The sequence below is a fragment of the Oceanisphaera arctica genome (assembly GCF_002936955.1).
Classification (GTDB): domain Bacteria; phylum Pseudomonadota; class Gammaproteobacteria; order Enterobacterales; family Aeromonadaceae; genus Oceanimonas; species Oceanimonas arctica.
In genome coordinates this window covers 1-11395 of record NZ_MPZM01000062.1, presented here as the reverse complement: position 1 = coordinate 11395, position 11395 = coordinate 1, and the positions used below count along the sequence as shown (strand labels likewise).

The 11395-nt window shown below is 55.0% G+C and carries 12 protein-coding genes; 7 read left to right on the top strand and 5 right to left on the bottom strand.

The features are described 5' to 3' along the window. The 5 genes from UN63_RS15690 to UN63_RS15670 form a co-directional block, all read left to right on the top strand. The coding region (locus tag UN63_RS15690; RefSeq protein WP_146084763.1) for an FAD-binding protein at positions 1 to 563 on the top strand (563 nt) is incomplete at its 5' end. Beyond that, entirely contained in the window at positions 553 to 1341 is a 789-nt protein-coding gene (gene etfB, locus UN63_RS15685; RefSeq protein ID WP_104488340.1) for an electron transfer flavoprotein subunit beta, read from the top strand. The genes UN63_RS15690 and etfB, both read left to right, overlap by 11 nt. A gap of 476 nt (positions 1342 to 1817) precedes the next feature. Further along, positions 1818 to 2564 carry a hypothetical protein gene (locus UN63_RS15680; RefSeq protein WP_104488338.1) on the top strand — a complete coding sequence of 249 codons (747 nt, stop codon included), beginning with the start codon at positions 1818 to 1820 and terminating at the stop codon, positions 2562 to 2564. A gap of 54 nt (positions 2565 to 2618) precedes the next feature. Further along, positions 2619 to 3155 (top strand): hypothetical protein, encoded by a 537-nt coding sequence (locus UN63_RS15675; protein WP_104488336.1) that lies wholly within the window; start codon positions 2619 to 2621, stop codon positions 3153 to 3155. Continuing rightward, the gene (locus tag UN63_RS15670) at positions 3140 to 3709 is read left to right on the top strand and encodes a M23 family metallopeptidase (RefSeq protein WP_219821193.1); all 570 of its coding nucleotides are present in this window, start codon (positions 3140 to 3142) and stop codon (positions 3707 to 3709) included. Before UN63_RS15675 ends, UN63_RS15670 begins: the two co-directional genes overlap by 16 nt. A gap of 332 nt (positions 3710 to 4041) precedes the next feature. Here UN63_RS15670 and UN63_RS15660 read toward each other — a convergent pair whose 3' ends face one another. The 3 genes from UN63_RS15660 to UN63_RS15645 form a co-directional block, all read right to left on the bottom strand. Further along, positions 4042 to 4251, bottom strand: a complete 210-nt coding sequence (locus tag UN63_RS15660; protein ID WP_104488331.1) for a hypothetical protein — start codon at positions 4249 to 4251, stop codon at positions 4042 to 4044. A gap of 600 nt (positions 4252 to 4851) precedes the next feature. After that, positions 4852 to 5301 carry a hypothetical protein gene (locus UN63_RS15650; RefSeq protein WP_104488328.1) on the bottom strand — a complete coding sequence of 150 codons (450 nt, stop codon included), beginning with the start codon at positions 5299 to 5301 and terminating at the stop codon, positions 4852 to 4854. Between the two features lie 586 nt (positions 5302 to 5887). Beyond that, entirely contained in the window at positions 5888 to 6391 is a 504-nt protein-coding gene (locus UN63_RS15645; protein WP_104488343.1) for a hypothetical protein, read from the bottom strand. Between the two features lie 742 nt (positions 6392 to 7133). On the opposite strand from UN63_RS15645, the gene UN63_RS15640 reads away from it, so the two are divergent. Both UN63_RS15640 and UN63_RS15635 read left to right on the top strand, forming a co-directional pair. Continuing rightward, positions 7134 to 7898: an NAD(P)-binding domain-containing protein gene (locus UN63_RS15640; protein WP_104488326.1), complete on the top strand. Its 765-nt coding sequence runs from the start codon at positions 7134 to 7136 to the stop codon at positions 7896 to 7898. A gap of 18 nt (positions 7899 to 7916) precedes the next feature. Beyond that, positions 7917 to 9218: an MFS transporter gene (locus UN63_RS15635; RefSeq protein ID WP_104488324.1), complete on the top strand. Its 1302-nt coding sequence runs from the start codon at positions 7917 to 7919 to the stop codon at positions 9216 to 9218. Between the two features lie 17 nt (positions 9219 to 9235). On the opposite strand, the gene UN63_RS15630 is transcribed toward UN63_RS15635, so the two are convergent. Next, a complete protein-coding gene (locus tag UN63_RS15630; protein ID WP_104488321.1) occupies positions 9236 to 10111 on the bottom strand; it encodes a DMT family transporter in 876 nt (291 codons plus the stop codon). 245 nt (positions 10112 to 10356) lie between these two features. Then, on the bottom strand, positions 10357 to 11395 hold a 1039-nt coding region (locus tag UN63_RS15625; protein WP_181068268.1), incomplete at its 5' end, for a GMC oxidoreductase.

Here is an 11395-nt window from a genome sequence, read left to right as displayed (position 1 = left end):
TCAGCCGGCCCTGGTCGCGGGTCATGCTGTTGCTGGAAGAATGCGCTCTGCCGTGCGGCGAGTATCGCTATGAAGCCGGCCCGCTCGAACTGGAACAGAAGCTGGAACTGTCGGCACCGGCTTGTTCCCGACTCGAAGATCTGGGTCAGGTGGCGGTGGATCCCGCCGAAATTCCCCTGGCCGAGGCCGAGTTCATTCTCTCGGCCGGCAACGGTGTGCACGACTGGCCCCAGTTCCATCGGGCCGCGACCCTGCTCGGTGCCTCGGAAGGGGCCAGCCGGGTGGCGGTGGACGACGGCTTTATGCCCCGCAACCGTCAGGTGGGGGCGACTGGTACCTGGGTCAGCGCCCGCGTTTATATTGCGATCGGCATTTCCGGCGCCGTGCAGCATCTGCAGGGCATCGGCAAATGTGAAAAGGTGGTCGCCATCAACCGGGATGCCGACTGTGACATGGTCAAACGAGCCAGCCTGACCACCATCGGCGACAGCAGCGAGATCCTGGCCGAGTTGATGAAACTGGTCGAAGCCAAATCCCCCCAGGAGGTGAGTGATGCAGCCTGACACCCTGAATATTGCTGTGCTGGTCTCCGAGGGCCAGCACCCGGTATCCGGGCGTGCACGGCGCGCCCATCAGGACGCCTGCGCCCTGGAGCTGGCCCTTTCGCTGCCTCCGTCTCTGAACGGCAAGGTGAGTGCCATTCATGCCGGTGATCCCGAGCAGGATGCCCTGCGCGATTATCTGGGCATGGGCATAGACGGCCTGACGGTGCTGAACCAGACGGCGGAAGACGATGCCCTGGCGGTGCTGACGCCTTACCTGAGCGAGCAGCAGCCGGATATTCTGCTGACCGGGGTGCGGGCCGAGTGCGGCGAAGGCTCCGGCCTGTTGCCTTACCTGCTGGCGGAGCGCCTGGGCTGGCCCCTGGTCACCGGCATTGCGGCCATTGAAAGTATCGAGAACGACGAAGCCAGCCTGTTGCAGGCCCTGCCCAGAGGCCAGCGCCGGCGCATCAAGGTCAGGCTGCCGTTCGTTGCCAGCGTGGAGAGTGCCGCCGCCGAGCCCCGGCAGATTGCCTTTGCCAAGGCCCGGCGTGGCAACATAGCGCGGCTGACGCCAGCCACCGAGGCAGATCTGGCCCGGGCCGAGTGGACCCTGTCGGCGGCCAAATCCAGGCCCAAACGACTCAAGGTGTCGACCGCCAAAACCGCCGCCGACCGCTTCAAGCAGGCGACCGCGAAGGCTCAGGGCGGCAAGGGCCAGATCATCCGGGATGATCCCCAGGCCGCCGCCAAGGCCATCTACGATCTGCTGGTAGAGGAGGGCGTACTGCGCAAGTAAAATGAATAAGGTTTTGTCTTGGGGAAGACAATGCAAAACGCCGGCAAATGCCGGCGTTTTTGTTGTCAGGTCTGCGTAAAACGGGATTGCTTGTCTTGCCACCGACACGCCGTAAACCCATCCTTGGGGGCTCTGCTGCGCCTTCCCTGGCGCAGAAGGTCGGCTGCAAACCAATCAACCCCGTTCACTGGCCAGCATTTTGCCCTTCAGGTGGTCGTCCTGAGCAAAAGACAAGACCTGACCCCCGTGATGCGTGACGCGCGTGACCCGGGTCCGTCAGAGCGTGACTCTGGTTGGAAGCAGGCCGTTCTGCCGCTTTTTTGATGAAGTGCCTGAGGAGTTGTTTGAGAGCAACGAATAAAACAGTGCCCCGAGAGGCAGGTCTCGGGGCATTTTCTGCATTCCTGGTCAATACTGAATGGTTTAGGGAGTAGTTCTGGCAAGGCAATCTTGCTGAACAGGTCGGGAAGGTAAATATGGATATATTGCTTTCGCTTCTCAAAGTCATTGTTATTTTGATTTTTGCTCTGCCCTTGTTCTTTGCCTTGCTGGGTTTGGCGCTGGAAATCATCGGTGGCATTTTAAGATTTATATGGGGTGTATTCGAGCTGATTTTTAATCTTGGCCAGAATGACGACTATGATGGTATTCTGTCTAAAAAGTCAGAGACTATTAATCAGAGTCAAAGCGTAGAGAGCAACATACTCAAGGCAGAGTCAGGTGAACCAACTCCTGAGCCTAAAGATAACCTGATTCTCTTCAACCCCCCTCCACAACAGCCATTTCGTAAAACCGTATCGCAGTCAAACCGCACAAAAAATACCTCATTCAAGAGCAAGGTAAACTGGCGCAGCCAGGGCCTGCTGTCACTCAGTGGTTACCATGTTGGCAAAAGCAAAGGCGTCAAAACCACCCGCCGCCGACAGATACTGGACGACCTGCTGCTTTATGATCCGCTCGACGATGTAGCCGACAGAGTTTATGCCGCCGAGTGGGGAGTGCCGTCATCATCCGCCAGATACATCAAAATCACCGATTCCATCTCATCTTTTATGCACGGCGCCAAAGCTCGGGCCAGTAACGGTGGGCCGGATCTTGGCCAGGCCATTGCCGAGTGGAACATGGATCTGGATTACCTACATCAGCAATACGGAGCTCGCCTTTCCAGTCGCCGCAGTGCCCGCCGGACGGGGAGGGGGCGCTACAGACGGTCAAGGTACTGAGACAGTGCTTTAAATGCCTGTCATGTTGATAGTTTTTCATTATGAGGATGCGCCATGAATTACCTGTTACACCTTGTGTTATCGATGGTTTTGGTTACTCACACGGCAAGTGCGCTGGAAGTGGAGTGGACCTATAAAGACTGGAAAGTTACCAGTCACGACGGCCAGATGATTAGTTACTCTTCACATGGCGATACGGTCTGGGGCAGGGAGTTTGGTTTCTCCAAGCATAAGGGCGATTGCGATAATGACATTTTGTTACTGTCTTGGTCGAGTGCCAACAGTGATGTTGCAGCACTGAAAGGAAGCGATCTTCCCATGTTGTTTCGGGTGGGGGATACACGCTTTGGGCTGAATGTCCCGCTGGTCGGCACAACCCCGCTTACACCTAATACCCTGATCATGATCCTCACTTACATCAAGGCAAACCCTGCTTTGATCGACTTATTGGGCAAGGGTCAGAGTATTGATGTGGATGTGCTCTACCCTGATGAGTTTATGCACGATAGTGACATTGCCGGAGACAGCTTCAGCCTGAGTGGGTTTATTGCCGCCCGGCTCAAGGCGCAGGAATATTGCCAGAAATTGTAAATGTACTGAGCGGCTGCTTGATGCAAACATGGTTTATTTCGGCTTTTTTGCTTGTCTTTGTGGCCGGCTGGCTGCTGCCTGAGCCAAGGGGTATCCCGGCGCAGGGGGCTGACGAAAACAGCTGGAACCCGGAAACCTTCTGGTATGAACCCTGGGGCACTTCGGTTACCCACAAGGGCATTGATATTTTCGCCTCAGAAGGCACGCTCGTGGTGGCTGCAACCCATGGGCTGGTGTTGTTTGTGGGAGAGCTTGGCAAGGGCGGGAAGGTAGTCGTTACGTTGGGGCCAAAATGGCGGTTGCATTATTACGCTCATTTGCAGCTGCAAACAGCAAGGCTCCTGACCATGATACAGGCTGGCCAGTCTCTGGGAACAGTCGGCACCACCGGCAATGCCGCGGGAAAACCGGCTCATCTGCATTATGGCCTGCTTTCTCTTTTGCCTCTGCCATGGTGCAAAACCAACCAAACACAGGGCTGGCTGCGCATGTTTTATCTTGATCCGGGAGCATACATATTTAACCGGGAAACGTGGCATGGGTTCAACTGCTAGGTAAACAAAAAAGGAAAGGTAAAACTCTTTATTATCAGCCGGTTGCTATTTTTTACTTTTTCCAGACAACAGTACGCAATTTGCAATTTGGGGTCAGGTCTCACATTTCACATGGGCCTTTACGGCTCGACTAACTGTCATGCGGCTTACACCAAAATGACTTCCAACTTCTTCGAGCGAATAATGGCCACTGCTTTCTCCTACTTTTACTTTTTGGCACTCAAATTTCGATCCATGTTGAAGTTGCGACTCTAAAGATAACGCCGCCAACACCGGAAAATTAGGAGCTCAGCGAGTAATTTTTCTGAGTGCTTGGCCTTGTTAAGGCCAAGCTAAAATAGGCCTATGATTGCTGTAATAATTGCAGCCCAAACAGCACCACCAGTAATTGAACCAAAGATAGCCATGCCTGGGTTGGCTCGGTAATCAGCTTCCGGGCCATGCTTTGCTACATTTTGAGCATTCATTGCCCCGCGGCTAAACATGCTAAAGATTATTGCAATAGGTAAAGTGATTAGAAATACCTTCCATGACCAGTCCATACTTACTCCTTAAGCACATCGTTTACATGATCTTTGTGTACAAAGACAGTGTCACACCTTCTACGTTGATATTAACCACAACACCTTGATCAATATATGACATCATTTGTTTTAAAAAACCATTTTCTACCACGTTGTCATTATATGAATGGTTTTGTTTGATAAAGTTTACAATATATGAAGGCGGGAATCATGCGGCCCATATTAAAGAGTAATTGATGAACCACCTCAACACTGGACCACGTTTGTGCAGTATCAACATCAATTTTCAGCACCACATGCAGGTGATTAGACATCACCGCATAGGCAGCAATATCAATGGCAATCACCTGAGTTAACAGCAGTAATCGCTGCTCTACCCAGTCTCGGCGATGCTAAAAAGATTGACCAGAATAGTGTTCGACGCCACACAAAAACGCCCTCCTCACCGTGCGACTGACGCAATGATAAAAAGGCGCATCTTCCAAGCTTACTTGAGTAGCACGTGGCCTAGGCATCAGAGCCTCATCAATACATCAAACCCGAACCTTTAAGTGTAGAGGGCCTGAGAAAAAGCTAACCACTTAACATGGGTGGCTTGTTAGTTCTTCGACATAAGAGCTAGTACAATTCCAAGTTGATTTTTCGCATGCTTTCGAAGTTGGCTTCCTTCGCCTTACCAATTTGTTTTGGCGTTAGCCTGCCACTTTTCTTTGCGACCTCCAGTAAAAGGTGGAATCGCATAAATCGCTCGCTGAGATCATAGAAGTGTGCAAATTCTCGTTCAGAATATGATTTTCCAAGTGTTATTGCGGCATGAACGGGATAGCATCGAGTGAGACTTCTCGGAACGTCATCAACTTGGTATGCCTCGCTAATTGCGATCCTGTCTTGATCTGAAAGGAAGCGTAACGAGGCGTCGAGCAAATTCTGATGAACTGTGTTCGGCAACTCTTCTATCGCGCAAAGAGCGGAGCGCTCTTGTTCTTCTGTAGCAACGTACGCACGCGTAGGCAGCGCATTTGCTTGATTCATGAACAGCAACAGCACGAGCAGCAGGAAGTTTCGCATGAATGACAACCCTCTCAATTGTATTGGTGCATAACGCCGCCATAACCGGCAGCCGTGCGCGAAGCGCGCTTTAGGCTGTCCAGCCACGAAGTGGCGATGGTTGATGGCCTTGTTAGGCAATGCTTAGTTTGAGCTGCACTCTTTATGTGAATAACCCCTATCACGGCAGCCCAGATATCTTCTTATTACCTTTGCTTGCTCCTCATTCATTATGGAGTTTTTAGACACTGGAGAATTCAGCCATCGTATGAACTCTTCTCTGCAGGTGAATATTTGCTCTCGAATCACGAGATCACCCAAAATTATAGATACAGGATCCTGCACCTTACTATGAGTTGGGTGACTTATGGCGTAGGCTGAATTGTAGCAAGTACCCCAGCTTGGACTTGCTTCAGGTGGGCCCTTGTCACTATTTATCCATAAATAAAATCCGCCTATCAAAATGGCAAAGAACCCATAAAAAACCACATTTGATTTTGTTTCTTCGGACACTGCCACCCCTCGATTTGCCTAACGCCGCCAGCAGGCGACCATTTGTAGTGTAGCCGAAGGCGCAACGAAAAATGGGTCGCACTGCCTGGCCTTGTTATACGGCATTGCCAAAAAGAACCGCATATATTTCTTTTACTGAACTTAATGCAGTGAAGTGCCCTTTGTTTAGCTCTCTGATATTGGGCCGCTCTGCCTTAAAACCATCTTGATCACCTTTGGTATGCTTGGCGATCTTCATTCCCTCAAGACTAGGCAGAGGCTCTCCGGGCTTACCGCCGAAAAACAGAAATGGGCCCAATTCCAATGTTGATTCATTGAAATAAATCCAGACAACGCAACCCGATGGCTTAACAGCTAGCTTGGTATGAACTTTTTGGCGAGCCGTTTTACCACCAATATATGACGCCTTTAATTGAATGTGACGGACAATTCCATTTTGCTCTGCGATCAGGTCATATCCAGAGTTGTCCACTTCTGGACTAGCAATTTCGAGGGCGCAGTCTCTGCTTTGCCAAGAGAGTTTGAGTAACTCGCCCACGAAAAGGTGCTCTACAAGCTTTTCGCGATATGAAGAATTTTCAGAGTGTTTGATAGTCATCTTTCCGTATAACATTTTAATACTGCGCATGCGCGTTTTTGTTCAATTGCGGCGGTCTCGCCTTCCTAATTAAAGTTATGATTTTATTACCTTAATCAGAAGTTTTAAGCTTTTATATAGAGTGAGAAATGAGCATGCTCATTTTTACTCAGGCCTTGCTCACTATCCCCATACAGAAGCTGTCTAACCTTATGTTCTACCATATATTTTTCTGATGCTTCTGTTCTTTTTGAGCATATCAGCGCAGCAATATGCGCATGGCTGGCTGCTGTTCTTAAATGTACTGTATACAAGTTCAGTATTGTGATAACCAACATCTACGCTACCGCCCCTCGCCGTTCCGGGGCTTAAGCGCATGCCCGTCTTACTTGTTTGGGTCCATTTTTGTCGTATGAGTCTGAAAAGATAAACGAGAAAAGGGTATTTTGCGAGGCGGGTGTGTCAATTTGGTTGGGTTGTGGGCAGTTTGTGGGGGAGAACTTGCCGGTTTTCTGCAATCGGGCAGGGTGCGTAGGGTTGATGGCTGTGGCGGTATGGAGGTTCGCACTGGACCCCCGCCTTCGCGAGGGTGACGGCTTTACGGCGAGTCGGCGGAGCGGGCCCTTTGTCCGATGTGCCGACTCTGGACTTGACCGGCGTTGTTTTCTGAATCTGGGAACTCATGCAACATGCTAAGGTCGCAGGCGGAAAAAAAACCACTATCTGGATGCTGTAATGTCCTGAAAAACACAGGAAACAAAACATGACAACAAACACACTCGGGATTTTAGGGGTTGGTCATCTGGCCACCTACACGGTAGCCGGATTACGCAAGAGTGGTGATCAAAGGCAAATCACCCTGAGCACCCGTAATGCAGAAGCCTCGGCGTTGCTGGCCGAACGCTGCCGGTGTTCCATTGCCGACCATAACCAGGAGGTAGTGGATAACAGCGATATCATACTGCTTGCGGTGAGGCCGGAGAGTCTGGAGGTTCTGCTGGAGGGTCTGACGTTCAAACCGAGGCAGCTGGTTATCTCGGTGGTCGCCGGTGTCACCTTAGCGCAGTTGCGGCAATATCCGGCACTGCAAGAAGTCACCCTGACACGTTCTCTGCCTCCTGCCAGTGCCGAGGTCTGTGCCGGACCCGTGCCGCTGTTCCCTGCCAATGAGGTAGCCGAGCAACTGCTGGGCAACATCGGCAAGGTCATAGTGCTTGAGTCGGAAGCCCTCTTCGATGTGGCGTTGGCCCATGGCTGCCTGCATGGCTGGAGTTATTTTCTGGTGCAGCAACTGATCGACTGGAGCGTTAGCCAGGGTATGAACCAGGAAACCGCACGGGATATGGTGGTTCATTCTATCGGCAGTGCCCTCGAGCTCGCCGAATCCCGGCCCGAGCTCGACTATGGCGATATCGGCAACGCCATAGCGACTCCCGGCACCTTTACCCGGAAGGGCATTGAACAGATAAAAGCTGGGAATGGCTTGCAAGCCTGGAATGATGCGATGGACAGTATCCGTAAAACGTAATGGGGGGAGGGAGATACCATGCTCGGCGTACTGGCTCACCCCACTTACCGAAAACTGTTTGCTGCCCAGGTGATCGCCCTGCTGGGCACCGGGCTGGCCACCGTGGCTTTGAGCTTGCTGGCATTCGAACTCTCGGGGGAGCAGGCGGGCACCGTGCTTGGCACCGTCTTCGCCATCAAGATGGTGGCCTATGTCTTCATTTCTCCTATTGCCGCCGCCATCACTTCGCATCTTCCGCGCCGTCCTCTGCTGATCACCCTGGATCTGCTCAGGGCAGCCGTGGCGCTGTTTCTGCCCTTCGTGAGTCAGGCATGGCAGCTATATATCCTTATCTTTCTGTTGCAGTCGGCCTCGGCCTGCTTTACCCCCCTGTATCAGGCCATTATTCCCGAGATACTGGAGGACGAAGAGCAGTACACCCGGGCCTTGTCGCTGTCGCGCCTGGCCTATGATCTGGAAAATCTGCTCAGCCCTGCCATCGCGGTGGTCTTGTTGTCTCTTACCAGCTGGCATGGGCTGTTTGCGGGCACGGTGGCCGGCTTTGTGGCCTCGGCATGGCTGCTGCTGGTCACGGTATTGCCGGACAGGCAGAGCGCGGCAAAGGCCTCTTTCCACCAAAAGATGACACGGGGGCTGGGTTTGTATCTGGCCACTCCCAGGCTCAGGGGGTTGCTGGCCCTTAACGTGGCGGTAGCCGTTGCCGGTGCCATGGTCATCGTCAATACGGTGGTGATAGTTCAGGCCCGGCTGGGGTTGGCGGAACAGGATACGGCGCTGGCACTGGCCTGTTTTGGGGCGGGCTCCATGATGGCGGCGCTGATGCTGCCGCTGCTGCTGAAACGGTGGCAGGAACGAACCCTGATGCTTGCCGGAGGAACATGCCTGGTGGCGGGGCTGTTGGTGGCCACGGGGATCAAGGGGCTGGCGTGGGTGTTGCCCCTGTGGCTGTTGCTCGGTGTCGGCTATGCCCTGGTACAGACCCCGTCGGGGCGCTTGTTGGCCCGCTCGGCGCACCCGGATGATAGACCGGCGGTATTTACCGCCCAGTTCTCCCTGTCTCATGCCTGCTGGCTGTTTGCCTACCCCCTGGCCGGTTGGCTTGGCAGCGCGCTGGGGCTCGTTCCCACCCTGGTGCTGTTTGCTTGTGCGGCTCTGGTTTCTGTTGTACTGGCCGCCAGATTGTGGCCGGCAGAAGACCCAACGGATATCTATCATCACCATGTTGATCTGCCGGACGACCACCCCCACCTGGCCGGCGGTCTAAAACATCACGTACATCCTTATGTGATTGACGATCTGCACACGCGTTGGCCCAGGTAGGCAGGAGGAGTAGTGGCTTAAGCCTCGCAGGGAGTCGGGGCCAATACCGCCTTGCGTCGATTGGCCGGCCACGACTGGCAGGCGAGGGCGACGAGTACCACCAGGCCGCCCATCCAGGCTTGCTGGCCGGGTTGTTCCGCCAGTACCAGCCAGACCCACAAGGGGCCGAGGAGCATTTCCAGCATCATTATCAGTCCCACTTCCGGCGCCGACAGATAGCGCGGCCCTTGCGTTATCAGGGCGTAAGCCAGGGGGACTACCAGCAGGCCGAGGATGGCCATCCATAGTATGTCCTGGGTCGGCATCACCAGGGTGGGGGCCTGAAACAGGGCGAACAGGCTCACCAGCAGGCCGGCCGGCACCAGCGCCGGGGTCATGTTGGCGGGGCTGGCGGCTCGCTCTACCACGAACTTGGCGGCCATGCTGGCGGCACAGAGCAGGGCGGTGAGATCCCCCAGCAGATGGCTGCCGTCCCGGCTGCCGGAAAACACCAGCGCCAGTCCGCCCAGGCACAGCAATATCGCCAGCCAGGTGCGGCCGGATACGCGCTCTTTCAGTACAAATCGGCTGAGCAGGGCACCGATCAGTGGTGCGGCGCTGAGGATGATCAGGGTATTGGCCACGCTGGTCAGCCGTATCGAGATCACGAAGGTGACGGTACAGACCGCATAGAACAGCGCCGAGCCCAGACCGAGGGAGATCAGCTTGCGGGTGGGACGGTAGCGGCGGGCCCGAAACAGACAGGCACCGCCGATGCACAGGCTGAGCAGCAGCCCGCGCCAGAACAGCAAAATCCAGGGATCGGCGCTGATCAGCCGGATCAGCAGGGCGTCCAGACTCAGCACCGCGACCCCGGCCGAGGTCAGCAGCCCCCCTTTCAGGCGGTTATCCATGGTGTTCTCCCGTTTATCTTGTTGTTATGTCGGCATGGTACCCTGCCTTGTCTTCGGCATGCCTCTGGCTGCGGCAAGGTATTGTCTTAAAACGACCTGCAGGAGGGGGATGGTGTCGGCGTCAAACGGCGACACGGCACCAGTAGGTGCCGTGTCGGATGATGGAATGTGAATGATGGAGTGTTGGATGATGCCCGAGCCAGTCAGGGCGGCCCATCTAATGGCCGTTCAGTACCGGCGCAGGATCAGGGCAGGCGACGCAGGGGAGAGCTCGCCCGCTGGCGCTGCTGCCATTGTTCATCCATGCCCACTTCTGCCACCGAGGGGGCCAGCGGCGTCTTGCCCCGGATCAGATCCGCCGCCCGCTCCGCCACCATGATGGTGGGCGAGTTCAGGTTGCCGTTGGGAATGGTGGGAAAAATGGACGAGTCCACCACCCGCAGCCCCTGTATGCCGTGTACCCGGGTGTCCGGCCCCACCACAGCCCGCTCGTCCGTGCCCATGGGGCAGGTGCAGGAGGGGTGATAGGCGCTTTCTACCGCCTGGCGTACGAAGGCGTCGATTTCTTCATCGGTACGGATGTGCTCGCCGGGCTGGATTTCTTCCGCCCGGTAGGGGTCCATCGCCGGCTGGTTGATGATCTCCCGGGTCAGACGTACACAGGCGCGAAAGCCTTCCCGGTCGTCTTCGTGCTCCAGATAGTTGAAGCGGATTTTCGGTGCCACTTTGGGGTCGGCACTGGCCACCTTGACGGTGCCCCGGCTTTTCGGCTTGTTGTGGCCGACATGCACCTGAAAACCGTGGCCGGAAAAGGCTTCCTTGCCGTCGTAGCGCATCGCCGCCGGCAAAAAGTGGTACTGCAAATCAGGCCATTCCACCCCGGCCTTGGAGCGGATGAAGCCGCAGGACTCGAAGTGGTTGGTGGCGCCCAGGCCGTCTTTTTTCAGCAGCCAGCGGCTGCCTATCTTGAACTTGCTCCACAGCCCCAGCTGGCCGTTGAGGGAGATGGGCTCCTTGCAGCGAAACTGGAAGTAGAACTCCAGGTGATCCTGCAGGTTTTCACCCACGCCGGGCAGTTCGTGCTGGAGTTCGATACCGGCCGCCTGCAGAGTCTCTTTTGCGCCGATACCCGACAGCTGCAGCAGGTGCGGCGAGCCGATGGAGCCGGCGCTGAGGATCACCTCATTGCCGGCCCGTACTTCCTGCACCTGCCCCTGGCGTTCATAGCGCACACCCACCGCCTGCTTGCCTTCCAGCAGCACCTTGTGCACCAGGGCATGGGTG